The 21,255-nt window shown below is 39.7% G+C and carries 14 protein-coding genes and 1 other RNA gene; 6 read left to right on the forward strand and 9 right to left on the reverse strand.

Going from position 1 to position 21,255, the window contains the following annotated elements; translation table 11 throughout:
• Positions 1-311: 311 nt before the first annotated feature.
• Both D5018_RS07330 and D5018_RS07335 read right to left on the reverse strand, forming a co-directional pair.
• On the reverse strand, positions 312-1,487 hold the full coding sequence (locus D5018_RS07330; protein WP_121838363.1) for a porin: 1,176 nt from the start codon (positions 1,485-1,487) through the stop codon (positions 312-314).
• A gap of 119 nt (positions 1,488-1,606) precedes the next feature.
• Positions 1,607-3,958, reverse strand: coding sequence for a DNA polymerase II (locus D5018_RS07335; RefSeq protein ID WP_121838364.1), 2,352 nt, complete (start codon positions 3,956-3,958; stop codon positions 1,607-1,609).
• A 381-nt stretch (positions 3,959-4,339) separates the two neighbouring features.
• Between D5018_RS07335 and dinG the strand changes: the two genes are divergently transcribed.
• The 4 genes from dinG to D5018_RS07355 all read left to right on the forward strand — a co-directional run bounded on the left by dinG (position 4,340) and on the right by D5018_RS07355 (position 9,036).
• Positions 4,340-6,412 carry an ATP-dependent DNA helicase DinG gene (gene dinG, locus D5018_RS07340; protein ID WP_121838365.1) on the forward strand — a complete coding sequence of 691 codons (2,073 nt, stop codon included), beginning with the start codon at positions 4,340-4,342 and terminating at the stop codon, positions 6,410-6,412.
• Positions 6,413-7,180, forward strand: coding sequence for a sulfite exporter TauE/SafE family protein (locus D5018_RS07345; RefSeq protein ID WP_121838366.1), 768 nt, complete (start codon positions 6,413-6,415; stop codon positions 7,178-7,180).
• Positions 7,177-7,839: a primosomal replication protein gene (locus D5018_RS07350; protein ID WP_121838367.1), complete on the forward strand. Its 663-nt coding sequence runs from the start codon at positions 7,177-7,179 to the stop codon at positions 7,837-7,839. Before D5018_RS07345 ends, D5018_RS07350 begins: the two co-directional genes overlap by 4 nt.
• Before the next feature lie 273 nt (positions 7,840-8,112).
• Positions 8,113-9,036: a histone deacetylase family protein gene (locus D5018_RS07355; protein ID WP_121838368.1), complete on the forward strand. Its 924-nt coding sequence runs from the start codon at positions 8,113-8,115 to the stop codon at positions 9,034-9,036.
• A gap of 69 nt (positions 9,037-9,105) precedes the next feature.
• Here D5018_RS07355 and D5018_RS07360 read toward each other — a convergent pair whose 3' ends face one another.
• From D5018_RS07360 to fabB, 5 genes are all read right to left on the reverse strand, one after another.
• Positions 9,106-9,462: a hypothetical protein gene (locus D5018_RS07360; protein ID WP_121838369.1), complete on the reverse strand. Its 357-nt coding sequence runs from the start codon at positions 9,460-9,462 to the stop codon at positions 9,106-9,108.
• A gap of 27 nt (positions 9,463-9,489) precedes the next feature.
• Positions 9,490-11,643 carry a hypothetical protein gene (locus tag D5018_RS07365; protein ID WP_121838370.1) on the reverse strand — a complete coding sequence of 718 codons (2,154 nt, stop codon included), beginning with the start codon at positions 11,641-11,643 and terminating at the stop codon, positions 9,490-9,492.
• Between the two features lie 160 nt (positions 11,644-11,803).
• Entirely contained in the window at positions 11,804-13,150 is a 1,347-nt protein-coding gene (locus D5018_RS07370; protein ID WP_121838371.1) for a hypothetical protein, read from the reverse strand.
• A 239-nt stretch (positions 13,151-13,389) separates the two neighbouring features.
• An RNA gene (gene ffs / locus D5018_RS07375) (signal recognition particle sRNA small type) lies at positions 13,390-13,487 on the reverse strand.
• A 200-nt stretch (positions 13,488-13,687) separates the two neighbouring features.
• Entirely contained in the window at positions 13,688-14,899 is a 1,212-nt protein-coding gene (fabB, locus tag D5018_RS07380; protein WP_121838372.1) for a beta-ketoacyl-ACP synthase I, read from the reverse strand.
• A 443-nt stretch (positions 14,900-15,342) separates the two neighbouring features.
• On the opposite strand from fabB, the gene mnmC1 reads away from it, so the two are divergent.
• Together mnmC1 and D5018_RS07390 are read left to right on the forward strand one after the other, a co-directional pair.
• The gene (gene mnmC1, locus D5018_RS07385) at positions 15,343-17,277 is read left to right on the forward strand and encodes an FAD-dependent 5-carboxymethylaminomethyl-2-thiouridine(34) oxidoreductase MnmC1 (RefSeq protein ID WP_121838373.1); all 1,935 of its coding nucleotides are present in this window, start codon (positions 15,343-15,345) and stop codon (positions 17,275-17,277) included.
• Between the two features lie 98 nt (positions 17,278-17,375).
• A complete protein-coding gene (locus tag D5018_RS07390; RefSeq protein WP_121838374.1) occupies positions 17,376-19,814 on the forward strand; it encodes an ankyrin repeat domain-containing protein in 2,439 nt (812 codons plus the stop codon).
• Positions 19,815-19,847: 33 nt separating this feature from the next.
• Here D5018_RS07390 and D5018_RS07395 read toward each other — a convergent pair whose 3' ends face one another.
• Positions 19,848-20,123, reverse strand: coding sequence for a YfcL family protein (locus D5018_RS07395; RefSeq protein WP_121838375.1), 276 nt, complete (start codon positions 20,121-20,123; stop codon positions 19,848-19,850).
• A complete protein-coding gene (locus tag D5018_RS07400) occupies positions 20,117-21,253 on the reverse strand; it encodes an ATP-NAD kinase family protein (protein WP_121838376.1) in 1,137 nt (378 codons plus the stop codon). The genes D5018_RS07395 and D5018_RS07400 overlap by 7 nt, the downstream gene beginning before the upstream one ends.
• Between the last annotated feature and the right edge of the window lie 2 nt (positions 21,254-21,255).

Below are 21,255 nucleotides of genomic sequence, written 5' to 3' on the forward strand. Positions count from 1 at the left end.
TCTGCCTGTTTTGAATTGCACCAAATTAGGCAGTTCACTCAACTTAAAACTGCAACTTGCGTCACATAAATTTGTTGAATGACGCAATAAAATCATATTTGAAACATTTAAGCAACATCAGGCGCGAAAAATATTTCACTTTTGAAATAAATTATTTTTTGCTGTCAGCAAAGAGGGAAAGAACGGTGAGAAACAAGATACGATTACAAGGCTGTATTTGTTGAGTTTTATTTGAAATCAAGCCTAAAATAGAAAAGCTGGAAGGTGATTCCAGCTTTTTAAGATTTTGTTAAATTTATTTTTGCGAGTTATCAAAAACTATATTTGATACCTATCCCAACTCCATCATCATCTGATGCAGTCATTGCGGCTTCATGTGAACCTTTAAAGTCACTCTTGTCAATGCGACCTTCTAAGTAAACTAATGTTTGAGGGTCAATTTGATATTGTAAACTTCCGATTACGTTGGCACGTTTGAACGTGTCACCGTCATAGGCTTGTTTATAATCATCTCCTGCATTTAATACATCGTACTGAACATAAAAACGTAGGCCGTTATCCATTAAATACGATGCCGCGGCTTCAACACCTTTTGAGCTTGGGATCATGCGTCCGATGTTATCAACATCATGGAATGTCGTTTGATTATAATTTGCGGCGGCATAGAAACCAGGTGCATCCCAGTCACCTAATACAATTCCGCCACCATAGATTTTATCTGCATCATCTGGCTTTTTGATATTGCTGATTGCGCCATAATCAATGTCGAATTTTCCTCTGTTATAACCAGCTGTTAACGTCACTTGTGGAACAACTTGATAGCGTAAGCCAATTCCGTAGGTATTTTTGTAGGTTATGTTCGCCGGTAAAGCGTGAGTTGGAAATGGTGAATCTTTAGATGTAGGATCGATGCTGAAAGAGTTTTCTTTAACTTGTGCTTGAATCGCAACACTCAGATTACCAAAGGTATTTCGATACTGAATGGTTTGATCACTGCGACCAACACCGTTTACACCACCATCACCTTTGAATGTGTATACACCAGCAGCTAGACCATCCCAGATAGCTCCATTATCGGTGTCTTTAACAACATCCCACCATGCGCCGTACATTTTACCAATGGCTAAGCTACCATATACCGGATGAGAGACTCCTACAAAGCCTAAACGGTTATAGAAAAAATCACTTTTTTGATCAGAGACTAAAGCATCATTGTTTACTTTAAGTTCGGGTTGACCTGCTAGATTAACGCCCCACTCGTATGTGCCAAACACATTCCAATTATTTTGCAGCTTGTGTGCAAAATCGAGGTGAACTTTACTGCCACCATTAATAGCTTCAGTTTTGCTGTTAGTGTTTACGACTGCGGCTCCTATTGCACCTGAGCCTGTTATCGATGTATTGCCGTTATCATATAACTGAGCTGCAAACACAACAGGTGACAGCATTAAACCCGCTACAGCAGTTGCCAATAAAGATTTTTTCATATTGAGTGACCTTTTAAATACAGTTAAATGCGTTGTTTCTTATAACAAAAGCATATAGGCACTCCAAGATAATGAAATTAAACTTTATTAATGTAAGTTACGGTTTTCATTAAAAGATTTCATATTAAACTCAACTGATTGCTTAGAACTTCTACCAAACTCTCTTCAGTTACATCAAAAATAGGCTCCGCTATTGGTTTAATTTGCTTGTCTATGTAATAGTCATAATCAATTGGTGATGTTTTGTGATATACAGACTCTGCGCCTGAGATAGTGTTTATATATTCAATTTTACAGCCACGCTTACTGAATTTTTTATCTCCAGTTAATGCGAGTAGATGATTTGCGACTTTAACATGAGGGGAAGATTTAGCGGTGTAATCCTCGAGTGGTCTAGTAAGTTTTCTAATAAAAATTAGCTCATTATCTAATTCACCATTTTTTAATTGCGTAAGCTGTTCACTCAAATAATGACTTAATGGCTTACCAGAAAACAATCTATCAAATAGTTCAAATTGGATCCTTCTTGCAATTTTACTCCAATCTTGTCGAACATTTTCCATTCCTTTAAACGATAAAGTAAGTTGCTTATTTTTATCTCGATATTGTCCTACATATCGTTTTTTACTTCCTTGCTCAGATCCTCGTAATGTTGGCATGAAGAATTGTTCATAATGTTTTTCGAACTCAAGCACTAAAAAACTGTCAAGTTGATACTCTTTTTGTAGTTTTTTCTGCCAGTTACAATTAACTTTTTTTACTAGATCGTTTCCAATCTTTGAAAAATTAGCATCAATATCTTCAACCCAAACGAAGGTAGAGTCCGTATCCCCGTAGATCACCTTGTAACCTAACTCTTCTATCCACACTCTTGTTTGCTTCATGATCTCATGACCACGCATGGTGATTGAGCTTGCTAATTTTGCATCATGGAAAACACAGCCCGTCGAGCCAAGCACCCCATACATTGAGTTCATAATGATTTTGATGGCTTGTGATAATGGCTGATTATTTTCTTTTTTAGCTAAGTCGCGCTGTACATCAAGGTTGGCAATGAGACTAGGTAGAATGGAGTTATGTCGATGAAATTCGGCTCCCAAGAATCCGGATACTCTTTCTTCTAACTCAGCTTCTTGTCCTTCGATCAACCCTTTGGGGTCGATTAAGAAAGTACGAATAATGGATGGATATAAGCTTTTAAAATCTAAAACTAGTACATTTTTGTACAAACCAGGAACTGAAGCCATCACGTATCCGCCAGGGCTTTCTAAGCCCTGACTTGCTGGAAACTGAGGTGCAACATAACCACTACGATGTAAGTGAGGAAGATACAGGTTGTTAAATGCAGCTACAGATGCACCAACTCGCCCAAGTTCTAAACCTGTCAATTCACTACGAGCGATAGCAAATTGCCATAGCTGAGTATTTTCGAAGATTTCCCAAACTAACCGACAATCAGTAAGGTTGTAGTGTGCCAGTGCTAACTTGTCTTGATGAAATAATTCAGTAATTCTGTTTCCACGATTTTTTACTTCATCGATCGCTTTGCCCTCTCCTAGCAATTGCTGAGACACAAACTCTAAAGAGAAACTATCGAATTGATAAAACGCCGCTTTTAGCCAGTCAATCCCATCTAAAACGACTCTTCCGGGCAGCGACAAAGTTTCTGGTCGATGCTTATTCTCGACTTTCCATGTTAACAGACTACTTTTTCGTCCTAATGTGAGAGGGATGCCGTGAAGCTTGGCTCGGCGATATAACAAGCTTAAGTCAAATGTCACTACAGCCCAGCCAATGATGATGTCTGGATCATGCTCAGTAAACCAATCCAATAATGCGAAGATCAATTGCCGTTCATCGTTTACATAATGTAAATATTCTGGGCTGCCTTCAACGTCTTCCCCAACCATAAAAACGGATTGGTGCGTTTCACTATAAAGGCCTACAGAATACAATTCACCTTCCATTGAACATTCAAAATCAAGCGATACACTTTTTAACTTAACGTCCGTCTTTTCTATCGCTTTCCTTGCTTTTTCAGCAGTAAATCTAGCCGTATTATCACTTGAGGGCTCAAATTGACCAATAAAGTCGACATCAAATGCAATAAAGCGCTCGATAAGAAAACGATGTTCGGGCCGAATATCCGCTTCAAATAACGCAATGTTATATTCAGTTGAAATGCGTCTCAGTAGGGTCATATCTCGGCTTGATTTAACATACAGTGCACATACAGGTTGAAGAGTAAAACTTCTCAGCTCGACAGCCTGAGCCTGAAAATGAACGGAAGATGCTACTTTCTTTAGTTCAAGCAAATCACTTTGATGGCAAAAGCAAACCCAATCAGCCGCAGCAACATCGACCTGAACACAGCCTTGCTCAGTCGCTATAAAGTATTCCAAAAAGTTCTGTTTATCGAGATTTTTCAATCGACGAGTTAATACTTTACCTGTGATAATTTGCTGGGGCATTTGTACGGTCACCTGAGTGCAAACCAAAAAATTCTAATAAGCATTTTGCACTAAACCTGTTAATATATACAGTTATATAATTTCCTGAACCACCATGAAATTCAGCGTGCTTCGCTGTCACTCCTGCGAAAGCGGGAGTCTAGTGCCTTTGTTTGTTCTTAAAAGTCGCTGGATGATCGACATAAAAAGCTGTCGTTATTTCATTTCCTGCCTTCGCAGGTATGACAATTATTAAGTGTCGATTTATTAGTGAATTATCACACTAGCTAGTATTTGGCTGAATTTGATAGATAATCAGGTACAATTTTAAAGTAATGGAATGTAGTTTTTAGATAAAACTGAAGCTGCTGAACCAATAACGGACAATACTGCTACTTACTTATGCTCACAACCAAAATTAAAACTCGTATTCGAGCTATATACAAAGACATAGCTGCCGCGTTACCGAACTTTGTATCTCGTCGTGAGCAAAACTACATGGTAGCGGAAATATCTAAAACCCTTGCCGGCGAATATGATAAGCATCGCCGAATTGTTGTGGTTGAAGCGGGAACAGGGATTGGTAAATCCCTTTCTTATTTATTGGGCACAATCCCCCTAGCCTTAGAGCAAAAAAAGAAAGTCATCATTGCAACTGCAACCGTGGCTCTGCAAGAACAACTACTTCATAAAGATATTCCATTTTTTCACCAGCAAGCTGAGTTAGGCTTTAAGTTTGGCTTGGTTAAAGGGCGTCAGCGTTATGTGTGTTTGTCAAAGCTGGAAATGATGATTGGCTCTGAGTCCGGTGGTCAAGTTGCAATGTGGCAGACTAAGCCTGAACAATCGCAAATCAAATTGCTCGAACAGTTATTAAAAGATTTCCATGAGGGAAAATGGAACGGTGAAATTGATACCTTAAAGCGCCCTATTCCTGATCATCTTTGGCAACAAATATCTTCCGACAAACACTCTTGTCATCGTATGCAGCCAAATCACCGACTTTGCCCGTTTCATTCGGCACGCGATGAAATGGATACATGGGACGTACTGATCGTTAACCATAGCTTGCTGTTTGCAGATCTTGAACTTGGCGGTGGCGTAATATTGCCTGATCCAGAAGAAAGCTATTACGTGATTGACGAAGCACACCACTTGCCCTCTGTTGCACGTGATTTTAGTAGTGCGCAATCTACCGTAAAAGCAACGGCCGATTGGCTAGAAAAGCTGATGAAAACGGTTTCCAAGCTACAAAATCAAATAAAAAGTGATTCCGTCATTTCACCCGCGCAAAATTTACAAGATCACATTGCTGAGATGATGTCAGGTTCGAAACTTGTTGCACAGTTTTTTGATTCTCATCTAAAGCTATTTAATAACCAAGAATCTCGCTGGCGATTTGAACACGGTAAGATCCCTGAGCAACTAAAAATTCCAGCCGAGAATTTAGCCACGGCTTCAAACTCAGCTGTTAAGCAATTTGCCAAAATCCAAAGCGTTTTAAACGAAGCGATAAAGGATGGTGAAATTCCCAAGCATCAAGCTGAAGCCTTACTCACCGAAACTGGATTTATGATGCAGCGCTTAGAAGGCGTGAGCAAACTCTGGAAGGCCATGGCTAAGGAAGATTCAGCCAAAGGTGCTCCTTCGGCTCGATGGGCTGAGCTACTAACCGCAAAACAAGGTGATTACTTACTTCAGGCCTCGCCTATTGAAGTCGGCTTTATGCTTGAGAACTTATTGTGGCAAAAAGCCGCTGGAGTTGTGCTATGTAGTGCAACGCTTCGTGCGTTAAATAAGTTCGATCATTTTTGTCATCAAGTTGGCTTAACCTTAAATGATGGAAGCCGCTACTTGGCTTTACAATCGCCATTTGATTATGAAAACAATGGCACTCTGTATATTCCTAAGATGGAATGTGAACCAACTGATGATCATTTTACTCAAGAATTAGCCAACAAAATCTTAGAGCTGGTAGAAGACGAAACTGCAACCCTGGTTTTATTTGCGTCCTATTGGCAGATGGATAAAGTCAGTGAACTATTAGAGTCAAAACTAAAAGTACCGCTATTGATCCAAGGCTCTTCTCCAAGACAAGAGCTTTTAAAGCAACATTTACAACGCTGTGATAACAACAAACCCAGTATTATTTTTGGTACTGGTAGCTTCTCAGAAGGGCTAGACTTACCCGGCGACTACTTAACTAACTTAATTGTCACCAAATTACCTTTTGCAGTACCAACCTCACCTGTTGAACAAGCCCATGCTGAGTACATCAAGCTCAAAGGTGGTAACCCGTTTCTACAATTAACCGTACCCGATGCTTCTCGAAAGCTTATTCAAAGTTGTGGTCGCTTATTAAGAAAAGAGCAAGACTATGGACGTGTCACCATTCTTGATAAACGCTTATTAACCAAACGCTATGGCAAATCACTGTTAGATGCGCTGCCACCTTTTCGAAGAGTGATTGAGTAAATGTTATTAGAAACCAGTCATTGGCTGATTTTATCAGGCGTAAGTGTTGCAGCAGGTTTTATTGATGCTGTAGTTGGTGGTGGTGGCTTGCTAACGATACCAGCTTTACTATCTGTAGGCTTACCGCCTCATGTTGCTTTGGGCACCAATAAGCTCGCCGCTTGTTTTGGCTCGTTCACATCAGCAATGACTTATTTTAAACAACAGTTTTTTACTCCATCACTTTGGTACCACACCGCAATTGCCACTTTTATTGGTGCTGTGTGTGGTAGTTTATTAGTACTGGCTATTGATAATTATTGGCTTGAACTTATTCTACCCGCCATCATTATTGGCGTTGCACTTTATACCTTATTCAGTCCTAATGCGATTGGTTGTAAAAACGAAGCTTCACCTAAAACTACACCAAACAAAATCAAACAATGGCTAAGTGGTTTTTTTCTAGGTGGCTATGATGGTTTTGCCGGCCCTGGGATTGGTGCCTTTTGGACAATTACAGTATCAAGACTGTATTCACTTCCCACTTTAAATTGCTGTGGGCTAGCTAGAGCCATGACATTAGTGAGTAATATCACGGCCTTAGTGGTATTTATGCTACAGTCTGATGTAATGTATGAAATTGGGCTATCGATGGGCTTATTTATGATGCTTGGCTCATTTATAGGCGCACGCTTTGCCATTCAGTTTGGTTCCTCTGTGATCAAGCCACTATTTATCAGTGTTGTCATCATCATGTCCATTCACCTAGCATGGAGCAATTGGTTTTGAATTCATTAGCTTTGATCAGCAAGTTAGCACAACAACTAGATAAACTAGAGCAAGAAGTACTGCAACATGATTCTAGACTAGCTCAAGGCGAATGTAAGCTTTTGCAAAATACTGACAGATTTAATACCCAGCTTTTCTTACAGACAGGAGCAAAACTTCAGCCCTGTATCCAACAAATTCGCTCCCAAATCCAGCAACTAGAAAAGCGTCTTCGAGTGGGTTTAAATAAAGAAACCATTGAGATAAGTTGCCAGCAAATACACGACCAATTTTCCGCGGTAAAACGTGCTCTAGCGACGACAAACATCAACCTAAAAGCGGCTCGTCAAGCTAAAGCATCGTCTAGAGCTAGATATATCAACAAGCAACAAAGAGCACATCAAAACAGCGGATTTGAGTGGATAGCCAGTAATGTCATGCAAAACTCTCACAAATTGTATGATGAACTAAATAAACATTTAAACTGGGCATCACGAATTGAACAAAAAATTCATGCTCTCGATTTACAATTGTCGACATGCCCTAGCAGAGAAAAGCTCAAATTACAGCACGAAATTTTAGAAACACAAAAGCGCTTAGGTAAGTGCCGTCAAGCCATTAGTTACATTGAAGAACGCATTGCGCTATTTGAACGACCGAATGCTAAAAAAGGTTACTAGGGCCTGTTGATCTTTCAGGATTAAGTTTTGTACTATTTGAGCACTTTTCTGTTCAAGGCCTGAGCAGTGAAGCTTAGCCATCTAAGTAAGCTGCTCACAACACAGAACAATAAGTGCTCAAAAGCATCGAAGACAGCGTAAATTGGTCACTTCTGCTGCGTTATCGTTTGTTTATGTGGAATAACCACATCGCACAAACTCCGCCTTGCATAAGATAACCAATTTATCGCAGCAAAAACAATCACGAAAGATCAACAGGCCCTAATTTTTATTATGCTCCCCCTGATTTATCACTCTTCATATTCCGACTTGGATTTACCTAAGAATCACCGTTTCCCCACCAGCAAATATAGAGATATTTATCAATATTTGCTTGATAATAAATTAGCAGTGCCAGCACAATTTTACTCGCCTACGCCAGTAAGCATTGACGATATCAAAACCATTCACTGTCCTGATTATGTCGACCAGTTATTCACGAATACTATAAACCCAAAAGCCATGAGGCGTATCGGCTTTCCTTGGAGTGAGAAACTGATGGTTCGAAGTCGCCACTCTCTTGCAGGAACGGCCCTAACAGCAAAATTAGCCATTGAGCATGGCAGAGCGATACATCTGACAGGGGGATATCATCATGCTCATTACAATTTCGGTAGTGGCTTTTGTGTGTTCAATGATTTGATTTTTGCGGCAACCCAAGCCTTAAAAGAGCCAAATATAGAAAAAGTACTTATCTTTGATTGCGATGTACATCAAGGTGACGGCACTGCAACGATGGCTCAAGATAATGATAAAATCATTACTTGCTCATTGCATTGTGCAAAAAATTTTCCCGCTCGAAAAGCGCAATCAAGCTATGACATTGAGCTTGAAAAAGGCACCTCAAGCGATGAATATTTAACAACTGTAGAGGAAACATTAAGTTTGCTTATCAGGCTTCACCAGCCTGATCTTATTTTGTATGACGCTGGCGTTGATATTCACCAAGATGATGATTTGGGTTATCTGAACATTTGCGATCAAGGCATAGCCAAAAGAGATGAGTTAGTATTCAGTACAGCAGCTAAAAATGATATTCCCGTAGCCGCGGTAATTGGTGGAGGATATAGCCGAGATAGGCAACAATTGATAAATCGGCATTTTCATCTTATTCAGCAAGCTACCAAATTGTGCGCTTCTATGGCTTGCCCTAATTAGGCTTGCCCTAATTAGTTCTGACAAAATGTGACACTTCTACTTTAAAAAAAAATTATTGGGGAGTTATGTCTACTTTTTATCCTTCTTGGTTTTTCGATATTCTTTTAGGCTTTCAGATAAATAGCATCTTAATTCATGTTGTGCGTTTTTAGTCATAAATTCTGTTATTGATTTGTCTCGCGATATTAAGATCACTTTAAAAGATTCACCTTGATTGTTCGCTTCTTCTTTTACTGCAAAAAGCATTGAATGCTTAACCGTTTTCCACGTTTTGGTTTCAAGTAACATAAACTCTATCAGCTCTGGCGAGCCTCTATCAATACACTGGCTTGCCTCACCTAAAGTTATTTGGGCTAAATCATAAAACTCTTCTCTACCAACCTGATGCTTCCAGTACATTGCCCCAACTACACCGGATGTTGCCATCTTCACCTCTAAAATAGTGCTTAAACTTTAAGTTGTCATCATAACAGCTGGTTCAAGTGCCATATTTTTTGGGCCTCCAAGCTTCGCCTCAACATCTACTTGCTGCTTAATGTCACCTTGAGCTTCCGCTGGAAGTGAATCAAATATCGTTTTCAAAGCTTTTGTTACCTCTGGCTTTGTACTTGGTGATAGTTGATTTAGTTGAAAAATAAACTGCTGTAAGAAAGCTCGGTTTTCATTTGGTAATAACGCTTTTAGCTCAGAGTAATAAAACAACAAGGCGATCTGGACATTAACCTTAATTTTTGCCACTCGTTGAATATTCTCAAGATGTGCTAAATGTGCTTTACTTGAAGCTTCAAGCTCAATTTTTGATGCTTTTTTTAAGTCTCGTTCAAGCTCGTTAAGTTTTATTTGTAACTTTAACTCTTCTTTATCAAGTTTTTTTTGTTGATCTTCAAGAGCGGTGATTTCTTCAAGAATAGGTTTAACATTATCGGTAACATTTTCAAATTGTTTGACTCTTTCCATGACATCGCTTTGTGTAGCTGATGCGCCAGAGCTGAATAAAAATCGCACCAATGTCGAGGTTTTTTTTGCCCAATTTTCTGCTTTTTTTTCTTCAACTCCTATAGCCTTTAAGGATTCAAAAAAACCAAACCCAATACTGTCATCTCCAATTGGCAAAGGCTGTCCTTCTTTTTTTATATGACGATAATTTGCAATCGCTTTGTCTAAATCCATTACTGATATAACACAATTACCCAACATAAAAGCAACAACTGGAGTGCCTGCCCAACCAACAGTAAGAGCCGCGGCAGCACCTAAGCCTAAAAATCCGCCTATTGCAAACGGCATTTTAAATGCTTTGAAACAAACATTCTTCCCCGCAAAATGAACACTCGCATCTTTTAGTGCTTTATGAGCAGCTTCGACTTCCTTCTCAGCAGATTCGAGTTCTCTCTCAGCATGTGCAACAAAAGGTCGACTTCCATCTGGTTTTATATTTAAGCTATTAGGATCAATACCTAGTAAATAAGTATTCTCAGCAGAGTTTTCATTGAGTTTGGGGTGTAACACTTCGAAAGTACTCTGACTCATTGATTGAAGTTCAGGGAATAATTGCTGAGTATCTCGAGGCAATCTCCTCCAACAATCCACCCAAGCTTTAGCCAGGTCAAAATCATCTCTAACATCTGCACGTAATTGACGTACTTGAGCTTTCAAATCATCCATTATTTTGATCAACTCACTTCGAAACTTTTGCAAATTCTGTTTTTGATATCTGTGCTGTTTATAGAGAGTTGCAAGGCGATGCCGAAATAATTCAGCCTCTTGCCGTTCTTTTCTAGCCGCTCTCTTTAATTCAGTTAATTTTGAAAGAGTAATATCTAATCCATTAATACGCCTTCCAATATATTTTTCGCCCGTATCTATAAGATTCTTACCTTGACTGATCACATCTTTGGCAGAAAGCAAGTTGGTAGGAGCGGATGTTCCAACAATGCCAGTCCCTAAACGCAACGCTCCATTAACAACTAAGGAAGTTAAGCGCGCTATAGTCTGACGAACCTTTTCATCGGTGGTCAGACAAGCCGCAACTGGATAAGTTAAATTGCCTATGGCATCTGCACCAATAGGCAAACCTTTCCCACTTGATACAAGACGACGCCAATTTACTAAAGCACTAATACTGTCTAAAGCCGCCAAGGTAAAAATCGCTGTCAGTATCCCTGCTGCGATCATTAGCTCTAAGTCTCCATTAGTAAGAGCGTAATAAAAGGCAACTGAGCAACCTGCTGCCACCACGATAGATTTGAGTAAGTTTAAAAAGAATTCTTTGCGACCTAAAGCCACCTCACCCTCTAGCACTTTCCTAGCGGCATCAATGGCTTCAAGTTCTTCTCTTTGTAGATCTGTAAATGCTTGCTCAAGCAATTCAGGTAAAGGGACTTGCTGGATAGTAAATACCGCGTTTTGCCAACGAGCCCGTGCAATCTCATTGTGTGAGCGAGCCGTTTGAACAGAGCCTACTGGTAGAGTTCCATGTAATAAAGGTGTTCTTTCATTGGAGTCAATCGATTGGTTACCGTTAACAGGCGGGTACTCAGCGGTAACTAATTCGGGTTGAAAAGCAGTTGGAGCAGGACTGACACTAACCCCTGAAGCGTCTGCTGCCATACATCCTCGATAATGCCAATATACAAAGACCTGTAGGATATATTCTTGATTGATTTTAAGACAAATATATTCTAGATATTGTCAGCAAAGATTAATATTCAGACGTAAATTTCTATAGTCGAGCCTATACTTTTAAGTTTTTCAAAAAACAGTTAGAAGCCTACAATCCACATTTATAGAATTTCAATACAGCAAAGTATTGTGAATACTGACAAGCTCCTGATTCTATATCAATCTCATGAAGTAAATCGTGATAAGAAAAAAATGCACAAGACATATTCCCATTGTCGTGATCAATTTTAACTGTTTTTATGAATCCCCATGGCACAAAGGGAGTATGAGCGCCTAGTGATAAATTGACATCATTTAAAGGGGCAAAAGAAGGACAATAAATCTTCTTTTGCCAATGCCTTATGAAATCTTTTATTAGTAATTTTGTTGAATAGTCGAATGTTTTAGGTATTCCTGTTATAGCCGAAAGATGTCTGGCAATAACATCCAGTAGACTTTGTTCATCTGCAGTGTGATTTTCTGAGAATAATAAATCAAACGGTAGCTCTATTATATCAAGGGTTGAAGCAGTTTCAGTAAAACCTTGCTCTCTATATCTTTTATCTATTCTATGAATAGCACAAGCCTTAATATCTTTCTTCCAACAACTTTTATCTTTACAATCGTTATAAACAAGAGCTTGTAATAATGGGAACACTAAGCAAGCTTTCAATGAATCTTGATAGGAATATCCATTTTTTTCGAGTTCAGACAACTGCAACAAAAATTGTCTTAGCCCCTCTTTATTTTTATCTGAAACTTCTTTCAACTTTAAGAAACGGCTTATCTCAGATTTCATCTCATTACAGGTGCGCTTAAAGCCGATAATCGGAAGCGGCTCTCCAGCTTTGACTTTTTCAAGGAATACTTGGCCAATGTGCCATGACAAATCATCTTCTGTTCGTTCGATAATTTTTTTGACAAATTTCTCAGGTTCCCAAAGTGCGGGATTCTCCCCTCCCATTAATTCTACAGCTGTTGCAAAAGCGGTGCCTGCTGATAACTTTTTTGGGGGCTGAATTGGTGTCAAACTTAATTCTGATGGACCATGAATATCTGGAAAACAACGTTTCTCGCGCTCAAACTCTTCCACCATCAGCTTATGCTCAGCTTCTAACATCATCAACTCACGTTCTCGAAATTCCCTTTTATGGCTTGGGCTTGACATACTTTCAGATGTAACTTCATAGTCAAACATGAGTAACTCTTCATTGGTGAATTCAATTGATTTTAGCGTTGGTATTTGCTCTCTTGAGACTGTATTTCTTTGAGGTCGGCAGAATTGAAAAAACTTTCTAATTTTACTCATTTTAGCTAAGTTTTCATTTTCTAACCTTGCCCAATGATATTTATCAGTTCCCTCTGCAGGTATTTCTTCAAGGTCAAAGCGGTCATCACTCTGAGATAAACTTGTGATAGGAATACCACTTAATGAAGATGGGAATAATGTTGACATAAGCAATTATCTACCACAAAAAAATCGGATAATTTGTGACTAAACTTTAGCTGACATTCGAAAGCTCAAGGCTCAATTTAACAAAGATTAACTTAGAATTTAGATGTTAGCTTAAAGCTAGGTATGGATAGAGCTGTGTATTATTTGTTAAGAATAATCTGGAGTTTGATATTGAAATGAGAAAAGATTTATATATAAACAGAAATAACCTCCAAATATAATTGAGATATTTGGAGGCTTCCCTAGAGCCAACACCTCGGCACATGAGTCACTTGCTGCGGCTGCTCCCTTCCAGGCCTGACCGAGTCCACAAGGTATCATTGCGGGGGGACCCTAGGGTCACCATTGAATTCTTCAAAGATAAGGTCGTTTCGAAGACGGGCGAATTATCTCTTATCCCTAAAGTCGGTTCAAGAGTAGAACCAACAAAAACAATAAAATTAGAGTTAAATGCGTGTTTTATCGCCTAGTGAAAAAGCTGAGGGCACAAAAAAGCCCATTCAAGATGGGCTTTAGTAAGTTAAATTTTAATATCGCTTATTTGTACTTTTTCAACACTAAAGTTGCGTTAGTGCCACCAAAACCGAAACTATTGGTCATTACAGTGTTAAGCTCTTTTTCTTGATACTCAGTAGCAATTGGTAAGCCTTCTGCCGCCTCATCTAAGTTATCAATATTAATGCTTGGAGCAACAAAACCTTGCTCTTGCATGATCAAGCTATAAATCGTTTCGTGAACACCTGCAGCGCCTAGTGCGTGACCAGTTAGAGACTTAGTCGATGCAATAGTTGGGCATTCATTACCGAAAACTTCTTTAATGGCTTCAAGTTCACGTACATCACCTACTGGTGTTGATGTACCGTGAGTATTCACGTAATCAATTGGTGTATCAACATCAGCCATAGCCATTTGCATACAACGCACTGCACCTTCACCTGATGGGGCAACCATGTCGTAACCGTCAGAAGTTGCGCCGTAACCAACGATTTCTGCATAGATTTTCGCACCACGAGCAAGAGCATGCTCAAGCTCTTCAACCACTACGATACCGCCACCACCAGAGATAACAAAACCGTCACGGTCAGCATCATAAGTACGAGACGCTTTTTCTGGGTTATCGTTATTTTGAGTAGACAACGCACCCATTGCATCAAAGCCCATGGTCAAAGTCCAATCAACTTCTTCTGAACCACCTGCAAATACGATGTCTTGCTTACCTAGTTGAATTAGCTCTACTGCATGACCAATACAGTGGGCACTGGTAGCACAAGCTGAACTGATTGAGTAGTTCACACCTTTAATTTTGAATGGTGTAGCCAAACAAGCTGATGCAGTACTAGACATAATACGTGGTACAACATAAGGACCTACACGTTTAACACCACGATTACGAAGAGTATCCGCAGCTTGAACTTGGTTTGATGAAGAAGCACCACCAGTACCTGCAACAATACCAGTTCTAAAATTGCTCACTTGATCTTCAGTCAATTGCGCATCTTCAATCGCTTGTTCCATAGCGATATAAGCGTATGCAGCAGCATTACCCATAAAGCGAAGCGCTTTACGATCGATGTGCTCACTTGGATCTAATTTGATATCACCCCATACGCGGCTGCGTAGGTTCATTTCTTCAAACTGCTCTGAGTAAGTAATACCACTCTTACCAGCTTTTAATGATTCAGTGACTTCTTGCTTGTTGTTACCAATACTTGAAACAACACCTAATCCACTAATGACGACTCTTTTCATGTGTTAACTATCCAATTTGTACTAGGGTCTGTTGAACTTTCAGGATTAAATTTTGTGCTATTTGAGCACTTTTTCTGTTCAAGGCGTGAGCAGTGAAGCTTAGCCATCTAAGTAAACTGGTCACAACACAGAACAAGAAGTGCTCAAAAGCATCGAAGACAGCGTAAATTGGTCACTTCTGCTGCGTTATCGTTTGTTTATGTGGAAACGAAGTAACGACTGCTTTGTATGTCGGTAATCACCACACCGCACAAACTCTGCCTTTCATAAGATAACTAATTTATCGCTGCAAAAACAATCATGAAAGATCAGCAGACCCTAATTAGTACCTAATTTCTGCGACAATAATATCCGTTTTGTCACTAATAAGTGGTCAGCTTTCCATTATCAAGGGTAAAATACCCGCCTAGAATCTGGCTACTCATTGAATATAGGTAAGTTCTGTGACACACCAAACTACAGCTGGTGAAATGACCACAATTAAGCGCTATCCTGCTGAGATAATCAAGTTTTTTCAAGATAACTATCCGGAATACCCCCAGTATTCTGAACAATTATTGGAGTTTCAACAAAGCTTATTTGACAATGCAGCTCCACACACTTTGCTAGCGATTGCTCATATTGGTAACCAGTGTTCACTTGAAATTGCTTGCTTAGAGTATGTTCGAAGAACCTACTACCCAGAGCAGTCAATCCATATGGTTTTGTTGGGTTCTGGGCACTTGTCACTGAAACTTGAAGCAGAATTCGAGCTTTTACCTCCACGCTTACAACAAGTTCTTGATGATCTGAACTCCATTCAATGGGTTGATATTTTAGGTTGCCAACGATTAAAGTTTGATGACGGAAAGCTGCTATTAGATCGCTATGCCCACGAGTCAACGAATGATTTTATTGAGCTCTGTAAACTAAGCGCTACAAAAATTGATGGTTGGCAACTTTCGCCCGATGTTAATATTTCTGAGATAAACGCTGAATTTGTTCAACTTATGGCAAGTAGCTGCCAGCCATATGCTAACATTTTCTTGCCCAATCAAACTGACAAGACGCTACTGCAATCCCGTTATTTGCAATTTATGACGGGTAACTCTATCAACGAAAATAGCACTAGCACACACCTACAAAACGCAGATATTGAATCTTCAATTGCCATCATTGGTGGCGGTTTAGCAAGTGTTAACTTAGCCTTATCACTGGCTGAACGAGGAAAGCCTATTGAGTTTTTCTGTAAGGATAACTCTGTAGCCCAAGGGGCTTCTGGCAACAAACAGGGAGGACTCTACCCTCTTTTAACACCAGAAAATGATTTACTCAGTCAGTATTTCCAGCAGGCATTTTTGTTCTGTCGCCAACGCATATCGTCTCTGCATCAGCAAGGGTTTAGCATTGCCCATGATTTTTGTGGTGTGGTGCAATCAGGTCACGAAGAACGCTCTACTGCTCGCTTACAAAAAATTGTGAATGGCAATGATTGGCCTCAACAGATTTTACAATCCATTTCGGCAGACAAGGCCAACGAGATTTCAGGCGTTTCAATCGATAAAGACAGTTTATATTACCCCTTAGCTGGATGGGTTTGTCCAGCTGACTTTGCTAGAGCCGCTTTAAACAAAGCTAGCGTTCTAACCGAGGTAAACACTCACTTTAACACTCAGATTGTTAAGCTAGAGCAAACGCCTCAAGGCTGGATATTGCATTCAGATAATCAAAGCTACGGCCCCTACCAAAAAGTCATCAATGCATCCGGTTATGGTTTAACTGGTTTTGAGCAAACGCGTCATTTGCCAGCCAGCCTTTTTCGTGGACAAGTTAGCCATATTCCATCCAATAATGAGCTATCAAAACTGAAAACAGTTATTTGTGCCCATGGCTATTTGACGCCATCCCATAACCAGCATCACTGCTTAGGTGCTAGCTATATAAAAGGAGCGGAAAACATTCATTACTCTGAACTTGAGCAACAACAAAATAAGCAAAGAATGGAGGAAAGCTACCCGGATAGAGAGTGGGTAAATAGTATTGATGTTAGTGAACAGGATGCAAGGGTTGGTGTTCGCTTAGTAACACGAGATCACTTTCCTATGCTGGGACTAGCCCCTAATTTTGAGGCTATACAACAACTCGAAGCTGAGCAGCCATTTAAGAGAAAACAACAAGTGGCTGACTATTGGCAAAATATGCCACTGCCAGTATTTAATGGCCTATACATATTGGGAGCATTAGGTTCTAGAGGATTATGTTCAGGCCCTTTGGCCGCAGAGGCGTTAGCAGCAGTATTATGTAATGAGCTACCACCTGTTAGCCCTACATTATTTGAAAAAGTTAATCCTAATCGCTTATGGAAACGAAAATTAATCAAAGGACGGCCTTTAAATTAATACCGCAATGGTTTCCGGATTAAGATTTGTTTAGCTTTATTACGGCATAACCCTTTAAATGCTAAATTCGGTGTTACCAAAATATTTTTGTATACACAATGGCCACTGCAATCACCGAAGCAGGAAATGAAACACAAGCTGCATTATTATTTGAACTCACAGAAGTAAACATCAATGAAGAGGGTGATTCTCTGTCACCTGCTTCAAACTTTGCACCTGCAGCTTGTTGCCCCAAAGTTAGCGAGTTTCATTCTCACTCAGCTCATCAAGCCATACAAAAAGCCGATGAGCTTTCCGAATGGACTTTAGTCGATGTAAAACCAGAGGCGAAGACCATTGGTGAGCAAGAAATTACGCACTCCGAAACAGACGTTCGAACAAACTTAGTGCCAGTAGAAGTAGCAGAAATAAAACACCACGCCATAGACATACAAACAGAACCATGCCCCCAAAAAACCGCAACCGATGAAAAGTTAAATCAAGTTTATCAAAAGCTGTTAGAGCTAAAGGAGCTAGAAGCAAGCCCAGAAGAAGTCGAGTCAGAAATACAAAAACTACTTTGGCCAGCATCAATGGCATCGCAAACAAAACGTAAGCTTCGTAAACAAATTTGCCTTGCATTACATCCAGATAAATACCCAGATAGCCACAAGGATCAAACAATTGCAGGAGAAGCATTTAAGTTATACATAGAATTAACAGAGAAGCCCGATATACAATCTGAAGTGAAAGAGTTCGAGCTGGAAGAAGTCGAAGTTATAGATATCTTTTTACGTGCTCACAGGCCTTCAACCAAATCAGATACTGAACGAGCATGGCCTTACGATTACACATCGACTCTTTCTAAGAACGATACTTACGACAAATATAAACATGACATAAAACTAGAACCGCATATTAAAGCTTACTTAGCTAAAGGTTGGCTACTCGAAAGTGATATAAACCAATACAATCAACACAGTTTTGATGACTTAATGAGTACTGCAACAATAAGAAGTGGTCATCTTAAAGTTGGGGCAGTTCATGCCTTTGATGACGAAGTCAGCTTTTTAATTCATTGGTCCATAGCTCAACATAAAGCTGATATTCTTGAAAGATTGTTAAAACTACACCCTGAAAAAGTTAACACTTGGGCATATAGAATTGAAGCACAGGCGAGGTGGGAAATAACTAACCAATATACTCCACTTATGTGGGCTGTATTATTGAACAACTCTCAAGCAGTAACACTATTATTGGAATGCAAGGCAGACGTAAATCTCAAGTCAAACACGTTTTTTGAACAACAATCTGCCATACATCTCGTTGGTTCACTTCCAATATTTGAATTGCTAAGTGGTCATAACCTTGATGTTAATTGCCAAGATCATAATGGCCAAACTTTTTTGCACCTACTAACCGCAGATTTATATAGCAACCATCCCATTATTAGTAAAAGAATTAATCTTGCACAGTCGGGAATTGTTGATGCCCTGCTCGATGCTGGTGCATTGCTTAATATTCAAGACAAAGATGGAAATACCCCTTTACACATTGCATGCCTAAAAGGAAATTTGGCATTAGTTACAGATCTCATGCTAGTGCCATGTCAACGGACGAATATTGCCGAAACAGCGCAAGTTGAACAAGTCAATTTTGTAACTCTACACGCTATAAAAGAAAATGTGCAAAAAAATCCTCTTTTTAAGCAACCAAACCATTCGGGGCTTACACCGTTATTCGCAGCAGCAAAAAGCGGAAATCCTGATATTTTAGCACTTTTCTTAAGTGCGGGATTTTCTATTAATGAAATATGCCCCCAAGATGGTTTAAATGTTTTTCAAACTGTATTTTTAGAATCTTTTCTAAGAAGTGCGAGAGACTATGGCGATTCTGACAAAATATTTGATCAGTACCGCCAAATTCAATGGATACTGGAAAAAGTAAACACAGGAGGGAAAGAAACATTATCCGATCAACTTCATTCTTTACTTGCTGTTCCACCTGATAGAACTTCTGAGCTTTGGCTTACAGACCCTCAGGTTGTCACGGGAATTACTCAACTTGGTCGTTTTTTAAGAGGAGAGATTTCCGATAGCTATTATAAGCCTGACCACAATACAGGGGTGGTAAAGACAACTGATATACTCGATGAAGAGTTAACTTCAACGCTTAAAGATTTTGTTCGTATTTCTCGCATTGGCTATAACGTTAAGCTAGCGATAGAAGATGACATAGAAAAGCAAAAATTTGATCTTTTAATAACGGCCTGTGCAAATGCTAGTGGTAGTTTATCCGCATCTTCAGATCCTCAGTCAAAACTTGCAATCACTTATCACTCCACTAACAGACGACCTGACGAGGTTAGCAAAGAAGTAAAAAGTGCTTTATCAACTGCAAGTAAAAGTTGGTTTACCTCACTGGTTTCTAGAGAAACTGAATTTGATAGGTGTTTAAAGCTATTACGTGCTGAACCAGAAGAACAAGTAGCAAAATGGGCAAGTTATTTTAAGTCTCGCCAACAAAAAATGAATCCCCCAAAAGCACTGATGAAATAAGGAACAGCAACATTTGAAGCTGCTCCTCGTGCTTCACTTTAGTAGTTCTAAGTCCGTTCTCAACTCAGACCATGCAGACTTGACCAATTGCAAATCATCCTCTTCCAATTCATCTTTTGCAAGTTCCATACATACTTCAATTTTTGAATCCAATGCAGGCAAAGAGCTATCACCCTCGACTTCTAACTCTGAAAGCACTACTGCAATATGACCTTGCAAGTAGCCGCTGGCAAATAAGGCATCATCATCACCGTTAGAAACGACATTCTCAATCCAGTTATCTAAAGCCATTTCATATTGTTCTAACATCGAATTTCATTCTCCAATTCATCTGGTGCAGCTACTTGGTACATCACGCTATCGTGGTAACCAGTGGTAATTGGATAGTAGCCACTGAGTTCTTTATCTAGTTTGGGGTCGCCACTATCTACAATTAAAGGACGACCTTCAAGTGCTTTTAATTTGGTTTTAGTGGCAAGGATGATGATATTTTCCTTTCCTATGCGATGGATCAAGTCTGAGGACAATTGTTGGTTTCCTCTCCCCAAGATATGTCCTTGACCGCCTATTAGGGTTATCACCAATTTGGTTGATTGACTTTCAGTTAAACTTAACAGTTGTTGTGCCGTTAAATCTGAAGCTAATAATGATTCGTTTTGAATAAGATCGACACCAAGCAAGGTGTTCTCTATGCCTAAGGTTTCCATAACAAAAGCAACCGTCGAGCCAGAGCCCATAATGAAGAGTTCATCCTCCATGTTCTCAATTACATCTGCGGCTATGTCAGCTAAAACCAACTCATCAACCTCTTTCCCACCCATTTTTACCGCTTGGATGTATCTTGGCTCGGCTGGCACTAACATTTCACCATAACGCTTGGCTTTGACTCGGCCTTCTCTAAAAGCCGACTCATCGATATCCATAACATCAGCACGCATTAGACTGACCAATTCACCTTCAAGTAACATTTTAACCACTAGGCCAGATGCTTTAGGTGTTACGCCATACACCCCTGAATGAATTTTTACTCCTGCAGGGACACCCAATACAGGTTTGGTATCATCAACAACTGAATACACATCGCGCGCTGTACCATCCCCACCTGCAAATAGTAGTAAATCAATTTCAGTCTGATTAAGGACTTCTACAACTTGATGAGTATCGGTTGAAGTTGGCGTATGAGAAGTTTGATAAATAAGCTCGACGTGAAAACCCAGCTCTTTAGCCACCAGCTCGCCCATTTCGCCACTGGCTGTGAGAATTTGGATTTTATTTTTATATGGCAGCAGCACTTTTAGCGCTTCAGCCATTCTTAAATGCGCTTTAGGGACCGCGCCTAGAGCTAAAGCTTGCTCAGCAACACCATCACTTCCTTTTAAGGCAACACTGCCACCAAGTCCGGCGAAGGGATTAACAAACATACCAAGTCGAAATTTCATAT

This window comes from Parashewanella curva (assembly GCF_003675895.1).
Classification (GTDB): domain Bacteria; phylum Pseudomonadota; class Gammaproteobacteria; order Enterobacterales; family Shewanellaceae; genus Parashewanella; species Parashewanella curva.